25 protein-coding genes are annotated in these 24,903 nt (G+C 61.8%); 13 read left to right on the forward strand and 12 right to left on the reverse strand.

Features of this window, described 5'->3' with window-relative positions; genetic code table 11:
* Nucleotides 1–116: 116 nt before the first annotated feature.
* Nucleotides 117–887, reverse strand: coding sequence for a proteasome assembly chaperone family protein (locus ACYQ14_RS13065; protein ID WP_459888858.1), 771 nt, complete (start codon nt 885–887; stop codon nt 117–119).
* Between the two features lie 172 nt (nt 888–1,059).
* On the opposite strand from ACYQ14_RS13065, the gene ACYQ14_RS13070 reads away from it, so the two are divergent.
* The 4 genes from ACYQ14_RS13070 (at nt 1,060) to ACYQ14_RS13085 (ending at nt 4,885) form a co-directional block, all read left to right on the forward strand.
* Nucleotides 1,060–1,524, forward strand: coding sequence for a copper resistance protein CopD (locus ACYQ14_RS13070; RefSeq protein WP_459888859.1), 465 nt, complete (start codon nt 1,060–1,062; stop codon nt 1,522–1,524).
* Between the two features lie 120 nt (nt 1,525–1,644).
* Complete coding sequence (locus ACYQ14_RS13075) at nt 1,645–2,076, forward strand: hypothetical protein (protein ID WP_459888861.1); 432 nt, start codon at nt 1,645–1,647, stop codon at nt 2,074–2,076.
* Between the two features lie 123 nt (nt 2,077–2,199).
* Nucleotides 2,200–3,099, forward strand: a complete 900-nt coding sequence (gene gnd / locus ACYQ14_RS13080; protein WP_459888863.1) for a phosphogluconate dehydrogenase (NAD(+)-dependent, decarboxylating) — start codon at nt 2,200–2,202, stop codon at nt 3,097–3,099.
* A 70-nt stretch (nt 3,100–3,169) separates the two neighbouring features.
* Nucleotides 3,170–4,885 carry an MATE family efflux transporter gene (locus ACYQ14_RS13085; RefSeq protein ID WP_459888865.1) on the forward strand — a complete coding sequence of 572 codons (1,716 nt, stop codon included), beginning with the start codon at nt 3,170–3,172 and terminating at the stop codon, nt 4,883–4,885.
* A gap of 88 nt (nt 4,886–4,973) precedes the next feature.
* Here the strand turns inward: ACYQ14_RS13085 and ACYQ14_RS13090 are convergent, their stop codons facing one another.
* Nucleotides 4,974–5,138 (reverse strand): hypothetical protein, encoded by a 165-nt coding sequence (locus tag ACYQ14_RS13090; RefSeq protein ID WP_459888867.1) that lies wholly within the window; start codon nt 5,136–5,138, stop codon nt 4,974–4,976.
* A 200-nt stretch (nt 5,139–5,338) separates the two neighbouring features.
* On the opposite strand from ACYQ14_RS13090, the gene ACYQ14_RS13095 reads away from it, so the two are divergent.
* Nucleotides 5,339–5,761, forward strand: coding sequence for a hypothetical protein (locus ACYQ14_RS13095; protein WP_459888869.1), 423 nt, complete (start codon nt 5,339–5,341; stop codon nt 5,759–5,761).
* Nucleotides 5,762–5,810: 49 nt separating this feature from the next.
* On the opposite strand, the gene ACYQ14_RS13100 is transcribed toward ACYQ14_RS13095, so the two are convergent.
* The 5 genes from ACYQ14_RS13100 to ACYQ14_RS13120 all read right to left on the reverse strand — a co-directional run bounded on the left by ACYQ14_RS13100 (nt 5,811) and on the right by ACYQ14_RS13120 (nt 11,308).
* The gene (locus ACYQ14_RS13100; protein ID WP_459888870.1) at nt 5,811–6,560 is read right to left on the reverse strand and encodes an ABC transporter ATP-binding protein; all 750 of its coding nucleotides are present in this window, start codon (nt 6,558–6,560) and stop codon (nt 5,811–5,813) included.
* Nucleotides 6,561–6,562: 2 nt separating this feature from the next.
* Nucleotides 6,563–7,627 (reverse strand): ABC transporter permease, encoded by a 1,065-nt coding sequence (locus ACYQ14_RS13105; protein ID WP_459888871.1) that lies wholly within the window; start codon nt 7,625–7,627, stop codon nt 6,563–6,565.
* A 1-nt stretch (nt 7,628) separates the two neighbouring features.
* Entirely contained in the window at nt 7,629–8,735 is a 1,107-nt protein-coding gene (locus ACYQ14_RS13110) for a hypothetical protein (RefSeq protein ID WP_459888872.1), read from the reverse strand.
* A 91-nt stretch (nt 8,736–8,826) separates the two neighbouring features.
* Nucleotides 8,827–9,600 (reverse strand): enoyl-CoA hydratase/isomerase family protein, encoded by a 774-nt coding sequence (locus ACYQ14_RS13115; protein WP_459888874.1) that lies wholly within the window; start codon nt 9,598–9,600, stop codon nt 8,827–8,829.
* 118 nt (nt 9,601–9,718) lie between these two features.
* Entirely contained in the window at nt 9,719–11,308 is a 1,590-nt protein-coding gene (locus ACYQ14_RS13120; protein WP_459888876.1) for a sulfatase, read from the reverse strand.
* Nucleotides 11,309–11,619: 311 nt separating this feature from the next.
* On the opposite strand from ACYQ14_RS13120, the gene truA reads away from it, so the two are divergent.
* The gene (gene truA / locus ACYQ14_RS13125; RefSeq protein WP_459888878.1) at nt 11,620–12,483 is read left to right on the forward strand and encodes a tRNA pseudouridine(38-40) synthase TruA; all 864 of its coding nucleotides are present in this window, start codon (nt 11,620–11,622) and stop codon (nt 12,481–12,483) included.
* A 105-nt stretch (nt 12,484–12,588) separates the two neighbouring features.
* Entirely contained in the window at nt 12,589–12,831 is a 243-nt protein-coding gene (locus ACYQ14_RS13130; protein WP_283836182.1) for a hypothetical protein, read from the forward strand.
* Nucleotides 12,832–12,941: 110 nt separating this feature from the next.
* On the opposite strand, the gene ACYQ14_RS13135 is transcribed toward ACYQ14_RS13130, so the two are convergent.
* The gene (locus tag ACYQ14_RS13135) at nt 12,942–14,339 is read right to left on the reverse strand and encodes a M28 family peptidase (RefSeq protein WP_459888880.1); all 1,398 of its coding nucleotides are present in this window, start codon (nt 14,337–14,339) and stop codon (nt 12,942–12,944) included.
* Nucleotides 14,340–14,515: 176 nt separating this feature from the next.
* On the opposite strand from ACYQ14_RS13135, the gene pepF reads away from it, so the two are divergent.
* The 6 genes from pepF to ACYQ14_RS13165 all read left to right on the forward strand — a co-directional run bounded on the left by pepF (nt 14,516) and on the right by ACYQ14_RS13165 (nt 20,859).
* The gene (gene pepF / locus ACYQ14_RS13140; RefSeq protein ID WP_459888882.1) at nt 14,516–16,327 is read left to right on the forward strand and encodes an oligoendopeptidase F; all 1,812 of its coding nucleotides are present in this window, start codon (nt 14,516–14,518) and stop codon (nt 16,325–16,327) included.
* Between the two features lie 55 nt (nt 16,328–16,382).
* Nucleotides 16,383–16,769: a hypothetical protein gene (locus ACYQ14_RS13145; RefSeq protein ID WP_459888884.1), complete on the forward strand. Its 387-nt coding sequence runs from the start codon at nt 16,383–16,385 to the stop codon at nt 16,767–16,769.
* A 194-nt stretch (nt 16,770–16,963) separates the two neighbouring features.
* Entirely contained in the window at nt 16,964–18,196 is a 1,233-nt protein-coding gene (pan2, locus tag ACYQ14_RS13150) for a proteasome-activating nucleotidase Pan2 (protein ID WP_459888886.1), read from the forward strand.
* Between the two features lie 282 nt (nt 18,197–18,478).
* A complete protein-coding gene (locus tag ACYQ14_RS13155; RefSeq protein ID WP_459888888.1) occupies nt 18,479–18,958 on the forward strand; it encodes a pyruvoyl-dependent arginine decarboxylase in 480 nt (159 codons plus the stop codon).
* Between the two features lie 58 nt (nt 18,959–19,016).
* Nucleotides 19,017–19,421, forward strand: a complete 405-nt coding sequence (locus ACYQ14_RS13160) for a DUF5811 family protein (RefSeq protein ID WP_283836193.1) — start codon at nt 19,017–19,019, stop codon at nt 19,419–19,421.
* A 193-nt stretch (nt 19,422–19,614) separates the two neighbouring features.
* Nucleotides 19,615–20,859 carry an RNA-guided endonuclease InsQ/TnpB family protein gene (locus ACYQ14_RS13165; RefSeq protein ID WP_459888890.1) on the forward strand — a complete coding sequence of 415 codons (1,245 nt, stop codon included), beginning with the start codon at nt 19,615–19,617 and terminating at the stop codon, nt 20,857–20,859.
* An 80-nt stretch (nt 20,860–20,939) separates the two neighbouring features.
* On the opposite strand, the gene ACYQ14_RS13170 is transcribed toward ACYQ14_RS13165, so the two are convergent.
* From ACYQ14_RS13170 to ACYQ14_RS13185, 4 genes are all read right to left on the reverse strand, one after another.
* Complete coding sequence (locus ACYQ14_RS13170) at nt 20,940–21,356, reverse strand: DUF6276 family protein (protein WP_459888892.1); 417 nt, start codon at nt 21,354–21,356, stop codon at nt 20,940–20,942.
* 60 nt (nt 21,357–21,416) lie between these two features.
* Nucleotides 21,417–22,139, reverse strand: coding sequence for a V-type ATP synthase subunit D (locus tag ACYQ14_RS13175; protein WP_459888894.1), 723 nt, complete (start codon nt 22,137–22,139; stop codon nt 21,417–21,419).
* Between the two features lie 96 nt (nt 22,140–22,235).
* Complete coding sequence (locus tag ACYQ14_RS13180) at nt 22,236–22,979, reverse strand: GIDE domain-containing protein (protein ID WP_459888896.1); 744 nt, start codon at nt 22,977–22,979, stop codon at nt 22,236–22,238.
* A gap of 188 nt (nt 22,980–23,167) precedes the next feature.
* On the reverse strand, nt 23,168–24,787 hold the full coding sequence (locus ACYQ14_RS13185; RefSeq protein ID WP_459888898.1) for a long-chain-fatty-acid--CoA ligase: 1,620 nt from the start codon (nt 24,785–24,787) through the stop codon (nt 23,168–23,170).
* Nucleotides 24,788–24,903: the final 116 nt, after the last annotated feature.

The raw sequence follows: 24,903 nt of genomic DNA on the forward strand, positions 1-24,903 counted from the left end.
AGAGCCCTAACGAGGACGACCGAAGCGACTGTCGACCACGAGGTACTCGACACGGCGCTTTTTCGCTCGGTGACTGACGGATCGTTTGATTCCGTCTCGAGAAGCTCACATGGGTTTTACATGTACATCCGATTTTCCGGGAAATCTCGGTTTTCGACTGACTGTTCGTTCTGTTGAAGGACGTTCAATCGAGCGGCGAGTTCTTCGTAGTAGCGGTGCATCTCTTCGGAGCGTGCCTGTAGTTCCTGCTCGTCGACGTCGATTTCGTACAGCCGCGCCAATGCGTCTAGAAGTCTGAGCGCAGCGTCGATGTCGGGTCCCGGTGGATGCGAGGGTGTGGTGAGTACGCCGACCGACGGGTCAGTTTCCTCGAGACTGCGAACGAGAATCTGGGCGTGGACTCCGTCGAGGACACCGCCCGGAAGCGCCTCGATATCGGCAGTGCTCTCGTTTGTGAAGTGTGTCCGGCGATATGCTTCGGTGCCGACGTGAAAGACCAGGTGTTCCTCCTCGCTGTGTGGAAACGGTGTTCCTTGCACCAGCGTTATTTCGCCGATTCCGTTGGCATTCGTCCATTCGAGGACTGCATCGACGAACGGGGCCGCGACCGGAACGGGGACGAATAGTTCGCTGAGAAGAATCGTTATCTCCGTGTCGTCGACGGAGTACAGTCGGATCGGATGGCGCGGTTCTCCGTCCGAGACCGGGGCGACGACGGGAAGGTTGCGCGTACTGACCCACCCGATCTGCGTGGTCTCGAGGTGATCGACGAGGTAATCGATTCCCGTGAGTCCCGCAGCACCGATGTCGGCGATACCACCGAGGAGCACGGTTCCGGCGTCGGCGTCGTCTTTCGTGTGTACCTCGAACGATGGAGTTCGTGTCATGTCGGCCGTACACTGTGTGTGACTATAGTTCTGCTAGGGGTACAGACTGCTTCCTACAGAACCGATGCCCACCAAATCAACTCGTTCTCGAAACTCGTGTGAGCCGTGATCTACTTGTGACGGCTAGACGCGAGTCGGAACGCTGATAGGGTCACTGTCTAACCGTTCTCGTATGGTCGATTATCTCGTCGCGACGACGGTCCATCTCATCTTCGCCGCACTCTGGGCCGGAAGCGTCTTCTTCGTCGCGTTCGTCGTCGTTCCGCTGGCTCGAGACGGCGCGTTCAACTCCACGTCGCCGCTGGAAACGATTTCCGGCAAACTGACGACGATCTCCCGCGTGAGCTCGCTCGTGCTTTTAGCGTCGGGTGGCCACCTCGCGGGAACTTCCTACACCTCCGAGAGCCTCTTTTCGAGCTTCAACGGCCAGCTAGTACTGCTGATGGTCGCGCTCTGGCTCGTACTGACCGCGCTCGTCGAAGTCGCAACCAAGCGATTCGAAGCGGGACTCAACGGCAAGAAACTCCGAGAACCCGCTCGAGACGCGCTTCCGCTGTTCCGCGGGGCGGCGGTCGTCGGCGTGGCGCTTCTGGTCGTCGCCGGAGCGCTTTCCGGTGGTCTCGTCGGTCTCGTATAAGCACGAAATTAGTCGGGGAGATAACTATTGTCTGACGTATGTCTGCTTTCCGGCGCGAAGACATATCAAACGGAGATATTTTGACGAAAGATACTTAGTTGATTGCTATAACGTAGGTTCATGATGATCAGGGGGAAAGACGTGGCACTGTCTGCACTCGTCGTCGGCTCAGCTGCGGTCGCAGGCTACGTATTTCGGTCGGGTCGGACGAGAACCACCGGCGCGCGCTCGAAGGCCGACCTCGGCGCGCGCGTCGTCGAGGACGTCCCCGTCGATGCGACCGTTATCGACGCCTCGAGTCGATCGCTCCACGAAATTCCGGGCGCGAGAAAGGCGATCCGCCGAGCGATTCGAAACGACGCCCGCGAAGAATGGGAACACGTCACGTTAGAACGCGATGGCGCCTGGTCGATCGTCGACGCGATCCGGGGGTCGCTTCCCTACCACGAGGGACGACGCGGCGGATACAACGGCGTCTACGTCCGCTACAAGGGCCGTATCGTCGTGCTCGACGCGATCGGCTGGGCCCGCCTCGAGGACCCGATTCAGTAGCTCGCTGAACCCGATTTTCCGACGAAGGCAGTTTTCCCGGCCAGTTTTCGTATCCAGAATCTCGCGTTCGAGAGCCATCGACGAATCACAACCACTACCTCACCCGCCCGCCCAGCCACTGGTATGCAACTGGGCGTAATCGGACTCGGACGGATGGGACAGATCGTCGTTGACCGCGTGCTTGAGGCCGGACACGATGTCGTGGCCTTCGATCTCGACGAGGAAGCGGTCGCGGCGGCCGCCAATGTGGGTGCCGAGCCCGCCGACTCGATCGCAGACTTTCTCGAGCAACTCGGCGAGACGAAACGAATCTGGCTGATGGTTCCCGCGGGCGAAGCTGTCGACGTAACGCTCGAGGAACTCGAGCCGAACCTCGACGGCGACGATATCGTCGTCGACGGCGGGAACTCGAAGTTTCAGGATTCGGTTCGACGCGCCGAATCCTGTCCCGCCGCGTACCTCGACTGTGGCACCTCCGGCGGCCCCGCGGGTGCGGAACTGGGTTTCTCGCTAATGATCGGCGGCCCGACCGAGGCCTACGCGGAACTCGAGCCGATCTTCGACGCGGTCGCGACCGGTCCCGACGGCCACGGGCACATGGGTCCAGCGGGCTCGGGCCACTACGTCAAGATGGTCCACAACGGCGTCGAATACGCGCTGATGCAGGCCTACGGAGAAGGGTTCGAACTCCTCCATGAGGGCCGGTACGACCTCGATCTCGAGGAAGTCTCTCGGGTCTGGAACAACGGCGCGGTGATCCGTTCGTGGCTCCTCGAGCTCTGCGAGGAAGCGTTCCGCGAGGAGGGAGCGGATCTGGGCGACGTGGCGGACCGCGTCGAGGGCGGCTCGACGGGAACGTGGACGGTTCAGGAAGGACTCGAGCAGGAAGTGCCCGTTCCGCTGATCTACACCGCGCTCTCCGAACGGTTCGGCTCACGAGCTGACGACGGTCGATTTTCGCGCCGACTCGCGAGCCGACTGCGGTACGGATTCGGCCGCCACGAGGTCCCGCGGCGGGAGTAACCGCGCTCTTTTTCTGCTCGTCGAAGACCCTTCAAAATATTGATCACCTCGCCACTCCTTGGTCGGGACAGTGTCTGACGATCCCCGCGAGCCGGACGATAGTCCGTCTCGGCGAGAAGATAGCGCCTCTCCTCCGCCCGATGACGCTTCTACTGGCGATTCGACGCCGTCGGACGATCCTCCATCGGGCCCGGCAGATGATTCACTCGAGGATTCGGATGTAGATTCAGGCGAGACGGACTCGAGTTCGGAGTCGGACGAAGACGACTCGAGCGTGTCGTTCAGTCCGTCTAGTTCGATTACGGAGGGGTCGCTCATCGGGCCGCTGTTTCACCTGGCCTGGCCGATCGTCGTTATTCAGCTGTTGCAGGTCACCTACAACGTCGTCGATACGCTCTATCTCGGTCGACTCTCCGCGGAGGCGGTCGGGGCTATCAGCCTCGCGTTCCCGCTCATCTTCCTCCTGATCGCGGTCGCCGGCGGGTTCACGACCGCGGGTGCGATCCTCGTCGCCCAGTACATCGGTGCGAAAGGGAGCCGTTCAGCTGGGCTTGTCGCGGGCCAGACGGTCTCGTTCGTTTCCCTCCTTTCGGTCGTGATCGGCGTCGTCGGCTACTTCTACACCCGACCGGCGCTCGAGATTTTGCCGAGCGATCCCGACACTGCGGCGTCGGTCGTGCCGCTGGCCGCCGACTACATGGAAATCATCTTCCTCGGTATGCCGCTGATGTTCGGCTTCTTCGTCTTCTCGGCGCTCATGCGAGGCTACGGCGACACCCGAACGCCGATGCTCGTGATGGTCATCTCCGTCGTCGTCAACGTCGTCCTCGACCCGCTGTTCATCTTCGGGTTCGACGATAACCCGCTCACGGGTTGGCTCGAGGCCACACCCGTCATCGGGGCGCTCGACTTCGCCGGTGCTGAGGCCTTTTTCTACGCCGCCACCGGCTTCAGCGGTTGGGGAATCGAGGGTGCCGCGTTGGCGACGATCGGCGCTCGCGGCGCGGCCACCGTCGTCGGCCTCTGGATCCTGTTCGCGACGACGCGCGGCCCCGCCGTCTCGCTCGATCACCTTCGACCCGACTTCGAGTTCATCGAGGATATCGTTCGCCTCGGCGTTCCGAGCATGGTCGAGCAGTCGACGAGCGCGCTGGCGATGATCTCCTTGACGGCGATGGTCGTCACGTTCTCGCCGCCCGTAGTCGCCGCCTACGGGCTCGGCAACCGGCTCATCTCACTGGTCTTTCTCCCGGCGATGGGTCTCGGACGAGCGATCGATACCGTCGTCGGGCAGAACCTGGGTGCCGACAGGGCGGACCGCGCCGCGCGTGCCGTTCGCCTCGCGGCCACGACCGGCGCGGGGGTGATGATCCTCGTCGCCGTGGTCGCGGTCTCCTTTACCGAACCGATCGTCAGCGTGTTCCTCGGAGATGTCGAGGACGCTCCCGAAACCATCGCACTGGGCGTCGAGTACGTGCAGATACGCTCGGTCGAGTTCGCGTTCATCGGGGTCTCGCAGGTCGTTCTCGGTGCCTTCCGGGGTGCCGGAAACACGAAGACCGCGATGGTTATCTCCATCTTGACCCTCTGGGTCGGGCGGGTCTCGAGCGTCTTCGTTCTCGTCTTCGTCCTCGATATGGGCGCAACAGGAATCTGGATCGGGATGGCCGTCGGGAACGTCCTCGGCGCAATCGTCGGCGCCGGCTGGTTCGCTCGAGGAACCTGGCGAAACCGATACATCGATGATCCGGATCCAGCGACCGGGACCGAGTCCGCAGAAGACTGATACTGCCGGCTGTACGTCGTTCACAATTCTCGTCGCCCCGGGTTCGAGAATAGTCACACAGTTACAGCCGGCAGTATGAACGCCCCCCTCAGGACGGATGTTGGTGACTGAGTTTTTCGCCGATCATCCCCGGCACTGGCGTCGCACAGTCTTTGCACCGCCACGTTCGACTCGTCGCGCCACGGTCCGATTCGATATCCTGTTTGTACTCGAGCAGCGCACCGCAGATACACCGATACGTTGCGCGGGACATCGGCGCGTTCTACGTTCGGCGGGTGCTTAAACGCCCAGCCAGCGTTCGACGTCCGAATACGTGCGTCTTTGGCAGGCGATCTGAACTCTACTCGTCGATTGTCACCTCTCGGCAACGGCGACCTCCGCCAGCACGGTTGACTCACCGACCGCCGCTCTTTCGTCCGATCGTTTATATATCAAACCGCGGCCAACGAGCCCATGGCAGAACGACCGACCGTCGACCGCCGAACCGTCCTGCAAACCATCGGCTCGAGTACCATCGCCGGGGGCGCACTTGCCTCGAGTGCCGGTGCAACCGACGACGCTCCATCGGATTCTAACGCTTCGGAGTCACGGGCAACCGGAGCCGATTGCGACGACATTCCCTCTGTGACCGAGGCGGCGGCAAACCCGCCCGAATCGTACGTCTCGACCGTCGACCGCGTCGTCGACGGCGAACACGTCGTCATCTTGCTCGAGGACGGCACCCAGACCGTCGGCCAGATCGTCGTTCCTTCGTCGGAGTACCCGTGTCTCGAGGAACGCGACAGGATCGTCGCAACCGTCGAGGACGACGATCTCACGTGTTACCGGTGGCTCGAGCAGCAAACCTCGGACCGTCTATCCGAGTTACTCGACTAACGGGTTACTCGACTGAGTCGAGTAATCTGGCTCACTCTACTGATCCGACTCACTCGAGGGTGTCCCGATACTGCTCGACGACGTCGGCTTCGGGTTCGCCGTCGGCGCGCAGTGTTCCGTCGACGAGGACCGTCACGCGATCCAGCGCCGATTCGAACGCGTCGACGTTGTGCGTGGAGATGACGACGGTTCGATCGCCTGAGTTCGGCTCTGACGCCGACTCGTCTCCGCGCCCACCCTCAATCGTTCCCGACTGGTACGACTCGAGGAACGCCCTGATACGCCGCCTCGAGTGGTCGTCGACGTCGGCCAGCGGCTCGTCGAGCAGGAGGAACTGCGGGCGCTTGACCAGCGCCAGCGAGAGGTCGAGCTTCTTCCGGAAACCGCCGGAGAGCTCGTCAGCCCGTCGGTGGGCGGCGGGTTCGAGTCGAAGCTCCTCGAGGAGCGTCTCGATCCACGAGTCGGGCGGTGGATCGCCGACGAACCCGCGAAACACTTCGAGGTTCTCTCGAGCGGTCAGGGAGGGATAGAACCGGGGTTCCTGAAAGCTGTATCCGACGGTGGCCTCGCCCCGATCGAGGCTCCCGTTCGTCGGCCGTGCAAGGCCGGTGAGTAACCGAAACAGCGTCGTCTTGCCGGAGCCGTTCGGACCGACGAGGCCGTGGAACTCGCCGGGGCGGAACGCGAGCGTGGCCCCCTCGAGATCGAGCGCGGTCGTTTCGCCGTAGCGTTTCGTCACGTCCGTGAGTTCGAGGGGTGTCGTTGGCATGGCTTGCTGGCTTGAATCGGGTTCTGCCATCGTCATCGCCTCCGTCGATACAGCGCGATCGTTAGCAGGAGTGCGATCAACGAGACGCCCGCACTGCCCGCGAGCCACAGCAGGTAATCGGCGTACAGCGAGGGCGGTGTGTCACGCAACAGCGCGCTTCGCAACGTGATCGCCGAGTAGTGCGTCGGGAGCGCCCGCGAGATGGTCGTCTGGGTTGAGGAAAAGAACCCGACGGGATAGACGAGACTCGAGAGCGCGAAGACGCCGAGTGTGAGCCCGAGGTTGACGAACAGCGCGGTCTTCCGGAGCTTCAGCAAGAAGAGGACGGCGAGTCCGGTCGACGCCAGCAAAACAAACGTGAGCGCGACGACGCCGAGCGCCATCGGCGAAAACGCCGCGACGGAGTAACCGAGCCACGACGTTACGGCGGTGATAACCCCGACCGGAACGACCAGTAACAGGCCGTAGAACAGCAGTTTGCTGGCGACGACCGTCTCGAGTCGCGATTCGGTCTGCAACCGATCGAGGACCAGCCGCTCGGAGTGAAGCTGATAGGGGAGATAGACCAGTCCGTAGAGCGCGACAAATGCAAAGAGGCCGGTCGGGACGAGGAACTCCGAGAGGCTTCGTTCCTCGCCGATGCCCTCGCTTTCGACGGCCACGTCCGCGGGGAGCGAGCTGTCGAACTCGGATTCGATAACACCGGCGCTCTCGTTGACCGGTTCCTCGAACGGCACGAACGCGCGGTCGGAAGTGACGGTATAGTTCGCCTCCGCACCCGGTTCCATGAGATCACCCGGTACGTGGACCACGATGTAGACCTCCTCACGCTGGAGCGCTTCGGTCGCTTCCTCGGAACTGTCGTAGGTCTCGGGGGTCGAAAACGCGGTGATTCCGGCTCGAGTGATATCCACTTCGTCGCTCGAGGCGTCCCCTTCGGCGACGAGGCCGACCGGAACGTCCTGGGGTATCGTCTGCTCGAATACGACCGTCCCGCCGGCGAGTGCACCGGGGATCAGTATCAACAGAACGACGACGAGACCCAGGTTTCGTCGGACCGCGATCGCCTCCTTGGACAAGAGGGCCAGTAGATCCACGCTACACCTCTTCGATCAGGTCGATGACGGCCGCTTCGTCGCCCTCGTACCGTATGCTGACGACGGTTTCCGCTCGCTCGAGGTCGACCTCCTCGAGTGCGTCGCCGAGTTCGTCGTCGCTGGTCGATCGCAAGGCCGCGATGGCACCCCTGAGGACCTCCTCGAGTTCCTCGGCGTCGCTTTCGGCGTCGGTGTAGAGACCGGCCTCGAGACGCATGCCACTGTCGACGACGTTGTATGCCCTGCTGACCACGGTCACTTCCTCGAGGATGTCGAAGCTGACCGGGATCGGAATGTCGAACGCATCCAGTTCGTCGGGATCGAGTGTCCCGTCTGCTCGCGTCACCACCGTAAACTGAGCGTCCTGCTCGTCGTGGGCCTCGAGGAGCTGTCCCGATATCGGGTCGTCATCGCCGTATCGAACCTCGAGGGAGTCGCGAACGGCGGCTTCGTTGCCGAGGGCGAATTGGCCCTCCCCGACGACGCCGACGGCGGGGGCGGTCGCCGACCCCGATTCGCCGGTTGGCTCGTACAGGTTCCCGTCGAAGTCGGTGGCCTCGTATTCGGTGCCCTGTCGAGCTTCGATGCTGTCGATCACGTCGTCGGTATTCCAGTCTCCGTCCACGGCCGCGGTGACCGTCGTGGAATCGAGGAACGAAGGCCCGCCACTGGACCCATCTTCAGACTCGTCACTGGATTCGGCTTCAGATTTGCCACCGGATTCGCCTCCGGACTCGTCGTCGAATACCAACACTCTAGTTGCACTCCGAGTGTCGATGTCCGTCTCGGCCTCGAGTCCGTCCAGCGTTTCCACAATGCCAATCGCTCCGCCTTCGATATCGTCGAGTTCCTCGAGCAGTCGGTCGTATTCGTCCGCTTCGAGCGCGTCTCCGTTCAGTTCGGCGAGCAGCTCCGTCTCCGCCGGAACGATGTCCTCGAGGGCTACTGGTTTAGTATCGTCATCTCCGTTTCCCAGGAGGGTATCGGTACAGCCTGCGGTTCCGACGGCGACGGCAACGCCGAGACCGCCGGCGAGTAACTGCCGTCTCGAGCGTTGTCCTCCCGACAGGGCTTCCTCTGGAGAGCGAGACAGAGACCGTTCGATCATGTTGGTTTATCTCACTGACGTGTTCTCTTAACTATGGGGGTATCTCACTACCAGTCGGCGTCGGCTGACAGCTGACCTGCGGTCGTCGGAACTACTGCCCCTGAAAGTCCGGATCGCGGTCTTCGGTGAAGGCCGCGACACCCTCCATCATGTCCTGCGTGTAGAACATCCGCTCCTGTTCGCGCGCCTCGAGTTCGAGCTGTTCTTCGAGGGTGTTGGCGTTCGATCGAAGGAGGAGCCGCCGAAGCGAGGAGTGGACTCGAGTCGGTCCGTTCGCGAGATCTGTCGCCCGTTCGTGCACTCGTTTGTCGATGTTGCCATCCTCGACGACTTCGGTCAGGAGTCCTGCCTCCTCGGCTTCGGGTGCGGGAAGGATGTCTCCGCTCATCAACAACTCCGCGGCGGTGCGGACGCCGACCAGTCGCGGGAGGATAAACGTCGCCCCCGTATCCGCCGTGAGCCCAATGTTCGAGAACGAGAAGCCGATCCGTGCGGATTCGTCGGCGTAGACGAAGTCACAGGCCGTCGCGAGCGATGCCCCTGCGCCGATCGCCGCGCCGTCAACTTTCGCGATCACCGGCTTCGAACAGGTCATGATCGCCTCGACTGCGGCGTGAAAGCCGCGATCGATGGATTCTGCGGTGGGTGTGGAGCCGACCGAGGTGAGGTCCGCACCCGCACAGAAGGCGTCTCCGTCGCCGGTCAGGACGAGACAGCGGACGTCGTCGTTTGCATTGAGTTCACGGAAGGCGGCCGCGAGTTCCTCGGTATCCGACTCGCTCACCGCGTTTTCACGTTCCGGGTTCGAGATCACGACGGTCGCGTACGGTTCGTCCTCGGCGATCTCTGTTCGAATGGTTGTCATAGTACACAGTCACTCTCGATAATCGTATAAAACCCCGCGAACAGCTTTCAATCGGCGTTCAGTTTCTCTACGGCTCGACCAGGTCAGGATGATCTTGGCTTCTCGAGGCTGGACGTGTTCAGAGATAGCCTAAGTCAGCCAGTCGCTCTTTGGTTCCTGCACGCATCGAAACGTTCTCGCTGCCCGCCTCGATCCCGATCGAATCGATGTCTCCGAGTTGGTCATCGAGACGGCGGCGCAACTCCTCGAGCCGGTCGCGACACGACGGCTCGTGTTGGTGGGTTTTGGATTGCTTTCGGTCGTGTTGCTGGCGTTCACCCTGTTGTCGACCGCTTTCGGCTCCTCCGGCTGTCAGCTCCTCGAGTAAATTCCGCTGTTCGTACGGATCCATTTCGAGGTCGTGGAACCGCTCGAATCCGTCGTCGCCGCGGACGTACTTCGCGTCCTGGGTCCGAACAGTCTGTAGCCGGCGGTCGAACGAGCGGACCCGATCCGGAACGTCGCCGAACCGCGCCTCGAGTCGGTCGATCGATGGTTGTGGTGCGACGTACTCCGCGAAAACGGCGTCCCGTGAATCGGTTTCCGAGGCCGGATGCATCGATTGACCTCGGCTCTGCTCGACGAACGCTCGATCCTCGACGCCGGTCGCCTCAAGCAGCGTTTCCGGAAGGTCGAGCAACTGGACGAAATCGCGGCGTTTCCCGCCGCCGGTGAACTCGCCGCCGTGAAGAACCAATGGGACGTGAAGGAGCGTGTCGTACAGGTTGTACTGGTGTCCGAAAAAACCGTGTTCGCCGACGTGTTCGCCGTGATCTCCGCAGACGACCAGGAGCGTGTCCTCCCACTTGCCCGTCCGCTCGAGCGCGCGTTGCAATCGCGCGATCTGTTCGTCGACGTAGGCGAGTTCGGCTCGATAGAGACCGCGAAGCATGGCAAACTCTCGGTCGTCGATCTCGTAGTCGCCGCAGTCGTAGGCTCGAGGGTCCTGTCGAATCGTCGCGGCTTCCTCGTAGCTTGCGCCCTCGGGAAGGTGCTGTTCGGCGAGTTCCTTCGGCGGATCGTACTCGACGTGTGGTTCGATGTAGTTACAGAACAGAAAGAACGGTCGGTCGTCGTCTCGTCCCTCGAGCCAGTTCTCGACCCACGACGTGGTTCGGTCGGCTCCGTCGTCTCCGGCCGGTTGAATCAGCTCGCTGTAAAGGATGTTCGTGGCGTTGACCATCGGATTGCCGTTGAAGAGATTGTCTCGAGTTGCGTCGAGTTTCTCCCGAAGGTCCTCACCGCGAACGACCGCGCCCATGTCGTCGTCGGATTGAATGTACTGCCAGCCCCGCCGCAGGCGGTCGAACCCACGGTCGAAGCCAAACTCTTCGGTGATCCAGGTGTTGTTCGAAACGCCGACGGTCTCGTAGCCGGCGTCGGAAAACGCCTCGGAAAGGGTCCGCAGCGATTCGTTCAAAAACGGGTGGTCTCCGTGTGTTCCGTGCTCCGAGGGGTACGTTCCGGTAAACATCGACGCGTGGGAAGGAAGCGTCCAGGGTGCGGTCGCGAACGCGTTTTCGAACGCCGAACCCTCCGACGCGAGCTTCGAAAGGGCCGGCATCGTCCGATCACTCACGCTTGTCGCTCGAGCGGTATCGAGGACGACGAAGACGACGTTTCGCGAACGCTCATGTGGCTCTGGATCACTGTCAGCTTGTGACTCCATTGTACGCTCTTTCCACCTCCCTCAGGGAAGGTCACCGACCCGGAGTGTGCAGGCCGCTCATACCAAATGGGCCCTGCGGCTCGCCGAACACGCCCGATATTGCCACTCGTTCGGGCGTTGGTGGGTTCAATAGCGATGTTGGCGAATCAGTAGTGGCTCTCCACCGCGCGCTGATACTGTCGACTGTACGTCGTTCACAATTCTCGTCGCCCCGTGGATGTGAGACGCTTCACAGAGGGACAGCCGACAGTATGAGGGCCGGCACCCGACGGAGCTAACAGACAGGGGGTTCTCGGTCGAATCGAACAGTGATGCGCGCCTTTCGGATCGCCTACGACGGCACCGACTACTTCGGCTTTCAGCGCCAGCCCGACGTGGACACCGTCGAGGATACGATTTTCGACGCACTCCGACGTCTCGAGGTACTCCCAGCCGATGCCGACAAACCCGACGGCTACGCCGCCGCCGGTCGCACGGACGCCGGCGTTTCGGCCCTCGAGCAAACGGTCGCCTTCGAGGCTCCGGACTGGCTCACCCCTCGAGTGATCAACAGCGAACTCCCCGCGGACGTGCGAGCCTGGTCGTTTGCCGATCCACCTGCAGGATTTCACGCCACGCATCACGCGACCAGGCGAACGTACACCTACCACCTCTACGCGCCACCTGTAGGGGGGTTGGCGGACGACGAATCACCTCCTTCTGAAGGGATACTGGAGAGGGCGGTACGGATCGAAGATGACCGATTCGACGCCGCGCTCGAGGCGCTTTCGGGCTCGCACGACTTCCACAATCTCACACCGGACGAGCGAAACACCGAGCGGTCGCCGACGCTCGAGGCGGCTCGCGACGACGATTTTCTCGTCGTCACCGTTTCGGCGGGCGGCTTTTCACGCGAACTCGTCCGCAGACTCGTCTCGCTCGCACGCGCAGTCGGGACGGGAGAAGCATCGCTCGAGAAAATCGAGCGAGCGCTCGAGGGCGAACAGTTACCGGGCCACGAGGGTATCGCCCCCGCACCGCCGGAACCGCTCGTGCTGACGGCCGTCGACTACCCGGACCTCGAGTTTCGTGTGGACGAGGAGGCGGCGACGAGCGCGCGACAGATCTTTGAGCGGCGTCGAATCGAACAGCGAACCGCGGATCGGGTCTCGAGACAGCTTCGTGACGGGATGTGAGCGCGGATCGGGATCAGTTATGACCCCATCTGATTTGAGGCGGGGTACTGCTCGGAGAACAGATTGGCGAGTGGGTTTATTAGATTCGGGCGACGACGACGGGGCATGGAACTGTCGCCCGAGGAGTATGGCGCGTACTGGCGAGCGTCGCTTCTGGTCGCCGCCGGTGTGCTCGTCGGCTATCTCGGCTATCGCGTCGCCGCACCGCTTCTGACGCATTCGGAGGCGGGTGCCACGTTGTTCGGGCTCTTCTTGCTGATCGCACTCATCGTCGCCGGGAGCTATCTCGTTACGCTCGGCGTCGCCAGAACGGTTCGGACCGCCGTCGATGCCGAGATGCGCGGTTGAATCCTCCCCGCTCTGAGGCGAGGTTTTGTGCCTGTTCCTCACAACTCCCATCCGCCTACCTCTGCGACGGTTCATAGGGTCGGTTGTCAGTCATTTCCGGCTATTCGCTATCAGTCCCAGCCGTCGGGCCAGATGTTCGCCGCGCGCATGCCCGACTCGTAGTGTTGTTCCTCGAGTGCGCTCAGGAGAACTTCTTTCCCGACTCGAGGGATGTCGGCTCGAGCGGATGCGAGTTCCCGAATTAGGAGGGCGGTCACCATCGCGTGCTCACGGAGATTCCGCGAATCGACTTTATCGCGGGTGTCGGCTTCGGTGTGGCCCCAGCCGCGTCCGCGCTCGCTCCCCGAGGGCGGTTCGCTGTGAAGTTGCAACGCCGGCACGCCGTCTCGAAGAAACGGCCAGTGATCGCTGAAGGGATGCGGTTCGGGAACGTGACCGATCGGCTGGCCGAACTCGTCGGCGACCCGTTCGGCGAGTTCCTCGATCGACTCCGATCCGTGGCTGAACGCCCGCAGGTTTCGGTATCGTCCGGCCCCGTCGACGTTGACGACCGCCCGAACCGACTCGAGATCCGTCCTCGTCGCGAGGGATTCGGCTCCCAGCAATCCGACCTCTTCGCAGCCGACCGCGACGACCCGAACCCGACACTCGAGGTCTGCGGAGAGAGCCGAGAGGATGGACGCCGCGCCGAGGGCGGTTGCGATTCCACAGCCGTTGTCCAGTGCTCCCTCGGCGATGTCGTGGGCGTCGTAGTGGGCGAGCAGAAGGATCTCCGCTGTCGATTCGTTTGTCTCGGCCGCTTCGGTCTCTCCCCCGTCTGCGTTCTTTCGGTCGGGTTTTACCACGCCGTGGACGTTCTGACTCGAGCCGTCGGTCGTCGTCGCTCCGACCTCGAGACGCGCACTGCCGTCGCGGTCGGCGTACTCGCGAAGCCAGTCGCCGGTTTCGTTACTCACGCCGATCCCGGGGATAGGGACTTCGCCGTCGAAAGAAAGCGCGCCGGTTGGGGGCAACTGGCCAGAAACGTGATTCGCGAAGACGAACGCCTCGGCTCCCGCGTCGACGGCGTGGCCGAACTTCTCCATCCGATGGACGAATCGCTGACCCGGCGGCGTCGTCGTACTCGCGACCGCGATCGCCCCCTGCACTGCGTCTCCCGCGGCATCGATCTCTTCGGGGGTTCCGTGGCCCACATCGACCAGCGTCCCCTCGAGATCGCCCGACGGCGAGTAGGGAAGCGAAATCGCGTCGAACGTCCGCTCGACGGGTTCCATGACGGTGAACGACGTTTCTCCGCGTTCCCAGTAGGGCATCGAAAACGCCTTGAGACGAACCTCCTCGAGGCCGGCGTCCCTGAACGAGTCGCCGACCAGTTCCGCCGCGCGCCGTTCGCCCGGCGAACCGGCCATTCGATGCGGGAGTTCGGTCAATTCAGTGAGGAGCTCCCACGGCCGATCGTCGTGCCACGCCCGCCCGAGGACGCGCTCGAGCTGAATGCTCTCGTTCATATCCCGAATTGCACGACGAACGGCAATACGCTGCCGGTGAAAGGCGGTGCGATTGTCGTTTCCGAGAACGGAAGTTCTCCCTCGGGAAGCCGAAACGAACGATCGAGATGCATATTTGATCTCTCCCGCTGACCGGCTTCGGTAGCTTTTCACAGCTTCGTTCCGAAATACGGTGTATGAGTTCTGTACCCAACCGCTCCGAAATCGACCAGGAATATACCTGGGATCTCGAGAGCATCTACGCGACCGACGAAGACTGGGAGGAGGCCTACGCGACGGTGAGCGAGCGCGTCGACGAACTGGCCGACTACGAGGGTCAGACGACCGACGACGCGGAGACGCTCTACGCCGTTCTCGAGCTTCGCAACGACATCATGCGCGAAGTGTCGACCGTCGCGGCCTACGCCAGAATGCGCCGCGACGAGGATACGACTGACCAGGAGTACCAGGCGCTGACCGCGCGCTCGCAGTCACTCGCCGCCGAGGCCCAGTCCGCGGCGTCGTTCATCGAACCCGAACTCCAGACGCTCACCCGGGAGGAGTTCGAGTCGATGGTCGAGACCGAGTCGGCGCTCGAGACCTACGAACACTACGTGGACGACGTGTTGCGGATGAAACCCCACACGCGCTCGGCCGAGGTCGAGGCCCTCCTCGCGGACCTGAGCGAGGTCACGGGTGCCACCGGCGAGGTGTACAACATGCTCTCGAACGCGGACATGACGTTCCCAACCGTCGAAGATCCGGACGGAGACGCCGTCGAGATAACCCAGAGCAACTTCACGAACCTGCTCAAACAATCCGACCGCGAGTTCCGAACGCGCGTCTACGAGGGCTACTTCGACGAGTGGGAGACGGTGCGAAACACCGTCGCGGCGTCGTACAAGAACAGCGTCAAAGCGGACGTCAAGACCGCACGGGCTCGAAACTACGACACCGCTCGCGAGGCCGCACTCGACGGACCGAACGTCCCCGTCGACGTCTACGACACGCTGGTCGACAGCGTCAACGACAACCTCGATAAACTCCACCGCCACGCCGAACTCAAACGGGACGCGCTGGGGGTCGACAATCTTCAGATGTGGGATCTCTATATGCCGCTGACGGGCGGCGAAGGGCCTGACCTCGACTACGACGATGCAACTGACCACGTCGTCGAGGCGGTCGCACCGCTGGGTGAGGATTACCAGTCCCGCGTCGCCGAGGGACTCGAGTCACGCTGGGTCGACGTCTACGAAAACGAGGGCAAACAGGCGGGCGCGTACTCCGGGGGGACCTACGACACGCAGCCGTTCATCCTGATGAACTATCAGGACGACATCACCTCGATGTACACACTGGCCCACGAACTCGGTCACTCGATGCACTCCGAACTCACAAAGGAAGAACAGCCCTACGTCTACTCGGGCTACGAGATCTTCGTGGCCGAAGTCGCCAGCACGGTCAACGAAGCACTCCTGACGAATCACTTGCTCGAGACCGTCGACGATCCCGCGTTCCGAAAGGCCGTCCTCAACGAGTTCTTAGAGCGTGTGCGCTCGACGCTCTATCGCCAGACGCTGTTCGCTGAGTTCGAACACGAAACGCACCAACTCGAGGAGAACGGCGAGCCGCTCACCGCCGACCGCCTGGACGAACTCTACCACGGACTCAAAGCGAAGTACTACGATCCGGCCGTCGTCGACGATCGCATCGCCCGCGAGTGGATGCGCATTCCGCACTTCTACCGGGCGTTCTACGTCTACCAGTACTCGACAGGGATCTCCGCCGCACTCGCGATCGTGGACAATATCCTTCCGGACGGTCCCGGTAGCGACCCGAACTGCGCCGCGGCGGAAGACTACCTCGAGTTCCTCCAGCGGGGCTCTCGAGAGTATCCCCTCGAACTCCTCCGGATCGCCGGCGTCGACATGAGCACCAGCGATCCGATCGACCGCGCGCTCTCGAGCTACGGCGACCGACTCGACGAGATGGCGACTCTGCTCGAGTAGGAAGAACCGACGGCCAATGGTTGTATTTTAGTCACTTGACGAACTATAGCACGGTATGCCCACCTCGAAACGTCTCCGCGCTTCGATAGCCTCACTCGAGTGGACGCCTGTCTCCATCCTGCTCGCCGCACTCATGGCGGTACAGATCACGGTATTCTACGGAACCATCGGCGGCGAACCGAGCGACATTGCCCTCTCGTTGGCCGCATTGTACGTCACAGCGCTAATTCTCGTTGTCTCGCTCGTGGACAGCCTTCACCAATCGAACGTGTTCTTCTTTGCATTGTTTGCTGGCTGGTCGGTCTTCATGTGGATATCATACATATTCGGCCCGTCCACCGTCGCGGCGATTATCGGAACGTTCACCGCCGTCTACACGCTCTATTACGCGGTCAAATACCGGTACGACGGGAATTTCTCTCTTGTCACAGCCGTTCGTTGACGCCGATCTGACTCCTCTAGCACGCACTTCTGGTAGGCTCGGTTGCCTCCTTGAGACGCCAGTTCCGCCCGAAACCGCCTAAGTCTCATCCTTCGACTGGTTCGTGACAATATGCCCCCGGTTGTCGTCCACCCGAAAACCAACCGCGACCCAAAGGCACATTTATCGTGGGTATCTTATCGATGTACATCACGATGTCTCGAAGCCCATCTGTTCCTGAGCGACCACATCGAGAGATCGATCCCGATCTCTCCGATGACGAACGGCTCGAGGCGCTCCGTGGACACTTCGAAGATCTCACCGACGTTCGAGATCAGCTGTCCGAGCAGCTCGATTCTGCACAGGAGCGCCGCGAACGGTTACAGGAGAAAGTCAACACCGTCGAACGCGAAAACGAGACGCTCAAAAGCTCCTCGTTGTACATTTCGACGGTCGAAGACGTTCTCGACGACGACGAAGTGGTCGTCAAACAGCATGGAAACAATCAGGAGGTCCTCACGGACGTCTCTCCACGAATCGCAGAGAAAGTCGAAAGCGGCGATCGCGTTGCCGTCAACGACTCGTTTTCCATTCAAACGGTTCTGGACGCGGAAACCGACGCCCGCGCACAGGCCATGGAAATCTCCGAAAAACCCGATGTCGATTACGACGAAATCGGCGGAATCGACGAACAGGTTCAGGAGGTCCGCGAAGCGGTCGAACAACCCCTCGAGGATCCCGAACTGTTCGAGGATGTCGGTATCGACCCGCCGAGTGGCGTCCTGCTCCACGGACCGCCGGGGACGGGCAAGACAATGCTCGCGAAGGCCGTCGCGACCGAAACCGACGCCACCTTCATCAAGATGGCCGGCTCGGAACTCGTCCGCAAGTTCATCGGCGAAGGCTCCCGCCTCGTTCGGGACCTCTTCGAGATGGCTCGCGAGCGCGAGCCGGCAATTATCTTCATCGACGAAATTGACGCCATCGCGGCGACCCGAACCGAATCGAAGACCTCTGGCGACGCCGAGGTCCAGCGGACCATGATGCAACTGCTCTCGGAGATGGACGGCTTCGAAGCCCGCGGCGAAATCCGCATCATCGCCGCGACCAACCGCTTCGATATGCTCGACCGCGCTATCCTCCGTCCGGGGCGCTTCGACCGCCTCATCGAAGTCCCCGAACCGAATCGGGAGGGCCGCGAACGGATCCTCGAGATCCACACGCGGGATATGACCGTTTCCGACGAGATCGACTTCGCCGATCTCGCGGACGAAACCGACGGCTACTCGGGTGCCGAAATCGAGAGTCTCGCGACCGAAGCCGGCATGTTCGCCGTTCGAGACGACCGCACCGAAGTCCGTCACGAAGACTTCACCGACGCCATCGAGAAGATCGAAGACGACGACTCGAGCGACGTGATTTCCTCGGCCGGGTACTTTTTCCAATAGAACCGACCGTTTGCGCTATCGTTCGAACGCCGATATGTTTCGTTGCGCGGCGAAACCGCCAGCGAAACGTCCCTCGGCAAAATGTCGATCAAAAGCACCGGAAGACGCACCAGCTCACTTCGCTCGCGGTGAGTACCAGTGTGGTCGCTTGCCCTCCCCCGCCTCGCGGCCCCCTCAATTCCTCGGGGGACGCTCGTGGCCACTGCACGTTCTCCGTCAATCCGTCGAAGTGACTCGAATCGAATCGCAACGCCTTACGCTATCGATCCCCGAAATCGGATAATGAGCACGATCCGAATCGTCTGGGGGACCGCGTCGGCCCCGACGGCGATGGCATCTTACGACGCCGCACTCGCCGAAGCCGGCATCGAGAACTACAACCTCGTCGCTGTCTCTTCCGTTATTCCCGCAGACACCGCCGTCGAGGCCGTCGGCACCGCGCCCGATCTCGGCCCCGCCGGCGACCGGCTCACCGTCGTCGAAGCTCGAGCCACGACCGCCGGACCGGGGCGGGTAAGCGCGGGATTGGGTTGGTCCCAATCAGCCGATGACGGGCCGGGGATCTTCTACGAAGCCGCCGACGAAACCGACAGCGAGGACGTCGAAACTCGAGTCCGAGAGGGACTCGCGGCCGGCCAGGAGCTTCGGGAGTGGGAGTTTGCCGATCCTCGAGTTCATGTCGAGAGCGCGCAGGCGAACACGGGTACGTACACGACGGCGGTCGTGTTGGCGGTCTACGGAACGAGCGAGCCGATTTGCTGAATTGTCGGAAGCCGAATCCTTTTTATTGCCCGTCCCCATTAGACTGGTAGGACTTCTCATGAACGGAAATACGCCGTACGCGGGCTTGCCGGGTGTCACTGGGGCTGGAAAGCGTGCAGCGGCGGATATCCCCGATCTGTCGAACACACAAAAACGAACGCTTCACCGCGACGTCTCGCGGATCGCCGCCCGAACGCGGGAGTTCCTTCCGAACGAGTACATCGTCGATTCCGATATCTCGCACGGTACCGGCGGTCCACAGGTGACCGTCGCCGTCCGACCACCCGTCGGTCACGCCGTCAGCGCCGGCTTTACGCCGGACCTTGAGGCGGATATCGAGAACGCCGCCGAAGAAGTGATCGACGCCGACGAGCGCGACGAGGTCGCTCGCGGGCTCGCCGCGAGTGCCGCACTGCAGGTCAAACAGGCGCTGAGCAACAACGTCACGCCGACGGCGAGATAGCGGAGACACAGATCGCCACTCACTCGTTTTACTGGCCGATTCAGCATAATTCGAGGTGGAGCCTCCGACCTCAAGGAGCGAGCGAAGCGAGCGAGTAGGTCGGGAGAGGAAACCGGCAACGGACGACGCAACCGCACGACGGTAGCTACCCGACTCCCAAGCGTATACGTATCGTTAGACAATAATCTGAAACATGGAGGTTCGTCGAACCGCGCCGGTCAAACTCATTGTTCCGGATGAGCGCCGCGACGACCTCCACGAATCCGCCCGACAGTTCCTCCACTGTGCGAACCACGCCGCCGAGTTCTGTTGGGACGACAACTCCTACACGAACTGCGTTATGGCGAACACGACCGCACGGGACGCGCTCTACACGGAACTACGAGAGGAAACCGATCTCACCGCAAACCTCGTTCAAGAAGCCATCCGACGCGCCGTCCAAGCGACGAAAGGGTGTGTAGAACGGTGGAAACAGGGCAAGCGGGTGAGCCAGCCGGAGTTCACGTCATGGAGCATGGTCTACGACAAGCGGAGTGCGACCTTCTACCGCGACCGTGTCTCGCTCTCGACCGTCAACGGACGCGTCGAGTGCGACTTTGAACTTCCGGCAGACAGTCCGACCCCCTACGAGCAGTATGTTCTCTCGCAGGACTACGAGTTCCGAGCAAGCACACTCCAATACGACAAGGAGACCGACGAGTTCTACTTCCACATCACGACTCGGAAGTACGATTCTGACGATGACGAGGTTTCGGAAGATACTGAGCACCAAACAGTCCTCGGTATCGACCTCGGCGTCAACAGCCTCGCAGTGGCTTCGACCGGCACGTTCTGGCAGGGCGACGAGTACGACCACTGGTGCCGCGAGTTCGAGAAGCGACGGGGAGAGATGCAACAGCGCGGCACGCAAGCCGCGCACAACGCGCTGCTTCGCCTCGGAAAACGCGAAGAAGCATGGCGCAAACAGTACATCCATACCGTCGCTAACGAGATCGTTACGGAAGCCGTTGAGAACGGGTGCGACGTGATCGTGTTCGAGGACTTAACGGACATCCGTGAGCGGCTTCCACAGGCTAAATGGAACCACGTCTGGGCGTTCCGCCGCCTGTACGAGTACGTCGAGTATAAGGCCGCGGAACGCGGCGTCACGGCGAAGCAAGTTGCGCCGAACCACACGTCACAACGCTGTTCTCGGATTGACTGTGGGTTCACACACGAAGCGAACCGTGACGGCGAACACTTCGAGTGCCAGAAGTGCGGCTACGAGGTCAACGCGGACTACAACGCGGCGAAAAATATCGGGCTACGCTATGCCCGGAAGCGGAAACACAGACTCCGTTCCTCGCCCAAGTCGGGGAGCGGAGACGCACCAGTAGACGTGCGTGTAAATGGTGGGACGTTGAACGGCAAGAGTCACCGGCCAATTGCTGGTGACTGATTGCCGGGAGTCCACATCAAAGCCCTACCCTCAACGAGCGAACCTCGTATGGGGTGAGCGAAGTAGGGTAGGGTAGTTTACTACACGAGCTGCTCGAGCTGATGGAGCCGACGCTCGAGATCGATCGCCGGCTCAACTGAAGGATCCTTACACACTCTTTCGAGCGTCAGTAACGGATCCGTTCCCGTCCGTTCGAGGTCGGTAAGTAGTTCCTCGAGGGCGGTCCGATTGCGCGCGAGCGACGAACATAATCCGATCACAAGTGCGATCCCGGCGGCCGGCTCCGCACGAGTCGGAAACGCGTCGCTGACGCTCGTAAAGTCGGTCGTCTCCCGAGAAACCGTCCGTGAATCCGTCCCGTCGTCTTTTTCGAGTGCATCGACGGTCAGACACTGCGAGCAGATCGCGGCCGCAGGTGCTTCTGACGGCGAAAACTTACGATAGGATTCCGGAACGGCGAACGAAACGGTCGACGAACCGCAGGTACAACAGCGCATAGGTTTCGGGTATCCGCAGATCGAGTCCCGAGCCGAACGCACGGCACGGAATCGAGGCCCTCAGTTGCCGCCCGCCGCGCTTCCGACCGGCGGCGCCTGTCCGCCCTCGAGGTCCTCTGCTTCCTCGGCTTCTTCGGCAGCTTTTTCTTCTTTTTCTTCCTGTTCTTTCTTCTCCTTGATCTTCTTCAGGCGGAACGTCTCCTCGCGTTCTTGTTCCTCGAGCGACTGCTCGATGTACTCCTGGCCCTCGTAGAGCTCCGGTAGGAGTTTGAACTCGAGGGCGTTGACGCGCCGTTTGGTGGTTTCGATCTCTCGAAGCATCTTCTTCATCGCCGTTTCGACTTCGGCGGCGAGGATGATGCTCTCTAAGAGGTCCTCGTAGGCTTCCGCGGCTTCGTCGATGCGTGCGGAGGTGCCCATGATCCCGTAGCCTCGCTGGCCGAGATCCTTCGAGACGCGCGAGGATTCGATCTGTGGCACGACGACGCCCATGATATTCTTGGACTCGGTCGTGATCTCCGGGTGCTCTTGTAGGGCCGCCGCGGCTCCGCGGACGGCGACGTCGCCTTCCATGGCTCGAGCCATGTTGATCTTCTTTTGTGCCTCGTCGTAGTCCTCGGAAAGCTCGCCGCGGACGTCCTGGGCCTTGTCCAGGATGTCCATGAACTCCATGATGAGACCGTCTCGTTTCTTCTCGAGGGTGCCGTGGCCGCGCTCGGAAAGCTCGATGCGATCCTCGATCGCCATCAAGTTTTTGCGGGTCGGCTTGACGTCCTTGGCCATGTTGTGGAGAGGTTGCGCCCCCAGTCGGATAACTGTTTACAGTTGCTCTCGAGGGAGGCTGTTTCGAGAGTGGTCAGCTTCAGCGACACCGATCGGTCACAATAATTCCGCGCCCATGATCACAACGCCAAACGCACTCGCTGCGAGTCCCGCGAGAGCGTAGCCCGCTCCGCGCATCAGGAGTCGCATTCGCGTTTCTTTCTCGGTGGCGTCCGAGAGCATAAACGTGGGTGCCCCGGTGCCGACAATCGCGACATCGGCGTCGACGCCGGCGGGCGGCCGTTCGGCCGTCCCGACCGCATAGCAGTGGCCGCCGACGTCGAGTCGTTTCTCGGTGTATCGTTTGTTTCCGATGCCGACGCTTCCTAACCCGGGAATGTTAGCCGACACACTGAGATTCCACGAGCCGTCGTCCGGAACCGGCTCGCCTTGCGCGTTCGTCTTTCGCGTTCGCTCCTTCTCGAGGGAGAACGATGCCCCTTCGGGATCGACGTACGCTGTCCCCGACTCGTCTTCGAGGACGAACGGCCGGAACGCTTGGCCGGAATCGATCGTTCGCCAGCTCGAGTTCGAACTCCCGGAGCTGTTACGTCGCTTCTCGACTTCGTACTCGTAGGCAACGCAGTCCTCGCCGAAGTGGACCGACTCGAGGGTCGAATCGTGGCCGCGAATATCGCCCTCGACTTCGACCGTTCCGGATGCGGTGATCGCCTGATTGATCGGGACCGGATCGTTCGCGCTGAGCTGTCGCCACTGCCGGAGCGCCTTTCCCCCCACTACGAGACCGGCGATACCGAGTCCGGCGATGACCACCCCGATGAGTACCGTTACGATGTCCATATCGCTTCCCCCGCAGGCCAGGTACTATTAGGTTTCGCGCTGTTTCCGGGCGAGTAACTCGGTTTTCGACCGACCGTCCGGAACTCGAAGTCGGCGCTTGGCGACCGCGCGAACCAGCATCATCGACGATCGGTTGGCCGTAGCCGCTCGGGTGACGTTCTCGAGCGGGTCCTAACGCGTTCTGCGGCCTACCCCTGTCCGACCATCCGATCTTCGTCCTCCCACTCCTCCTGGCGAAGTTCGTACTTCTGGATCTTGCCGGTCGCGGTCGTCGGCAGTTCCTCGACGAACTCCGTCCGCCGAACTGCCTTGTAGCCGGCCAGATTGTCCCGCGTGAACTCGAGGAGGTCCTCGGTAGTCACTCCCGGTTCCTCGAGGTCGCCGCTTTCGGGGACGACGAACGCTTTCGGCGTCTCGCCCCACTCGTCGCTCGGCGCGGGGATAACCGCGACGTCTGCGACCTCGGGGTGGTCGAACAGCGTGTCCTCGAGTTCGATGCTCGAGATGTTCTCTCCGCCGGAGATGATGATGTCTTTCTTGCGATCCTGAATCGCGATCATCCCGTTTTCGTCGATCGTTGCGAGGTCGCCCGTGTGGTAGTAGCCCTCGATGCGATCGGAGAAGGCCTCCTCGGTCGCGTCGGGTTTATTCCAGTACTTCTCCATGATCTGGTTCCCGCGGACGACGACTTCGCCGAGCGTCTCGTCGTCCCGCGGGACGTCCGCTCCGTCCTCGTCGACGACTCGGATCTCGGTTCCCAGGTAGGCCAGCCCCTGTCGTTTCTTGATTCGGAACCGGTCGTCGCTGTCGTCCTCGAAGTGTCGGCGCGCGTCGGAGGTGGTGATCAGCGGCCCCGTCTCGGTCGCCCCGTAGACGTGTTTTAGGTACCAGTCGAACTCCTCCTCGACGGTTCGGATGGTCGCTTCCGGCGGCGCGCTTCCGGCGGTTGCGAGTCGAACCGGCGAGTCGCCGGTCGTCTCCGGCTCGTGGTCGCCGTAGTAGTCGACCAGCATGTTCAGGACCGTCGGCGCGCCGCACATGTAGGATACGTCCTCGCTTCGGACCGCTTCGAAGATATCCCCAGCGTCGACGCCGCGCGTACAGACGTGTTTCGCCCCGACGCCTGTCACGGCGAAGATGTGTCCCCAGCCGTTGGCGTGGAACATCGGCAACGTCCAGAGGTAGGTGTCGTCGTCGCTGATCTCCTGGTGGGTGACCACCAGATACGCATGAATCGTTTCACAGCGGTGGGTTCGACAGACGCCCTTCGGTTCGCCCGTCGTTCCGGAGGTGTAGTTGATCGTGATGATCTCGTCTTCGTCCATCTCCGGGCGGTCGTACTCGGTGCCGGCCGACTCGATGACCTCATCGAACTCTTCCCACGCTCCATCCCCACCCACCTCCTCCACGTCGTTCGTGATGAACGTCTCCGTGGGAACCTCCTCGCGGACAGCCTCGATGGCGTCCGCGAACTCGTAGTCCGCGTAAATCGCGTCGACGCCCGCGTCAGAAAGGATGTATTCGAAATCGTCTGGCGTCAACCGATAGTTCAGCGGCGTGTGAACCCCGCCGACCTGCATGATCCCGTAGGCCGCCTCGAGGTGATAGTGCGTGTTCGGATCCAACACCGCGACGCGGTCTCCCTTCTCGATACCTCGTTCCTGCAAGGCCGCGGCGAACCCGTCGGCGCGCGATCCGACCTCGTCGTAGGTCAGTCGCTCGCCGGTCGTAGCGACCACCGCCTCTTCGTTTCCATAGTGGCTCCGTGCCCGGTCGAGGAACTCCGTCACGAGCAGTGGTTTGTGCATGCACAGTAACCATCATTATCGATTGGCACGTTTGTTTCGGTCAGTCCACTCGCTCGAGAGTCTCTCCGACGAGGCAGATTCCTCATAATCTCGAGACGAACTGCCCTCGAGCAAAG

Source organism: Halostagnicola bangensis, assembly GCF_054653435.1.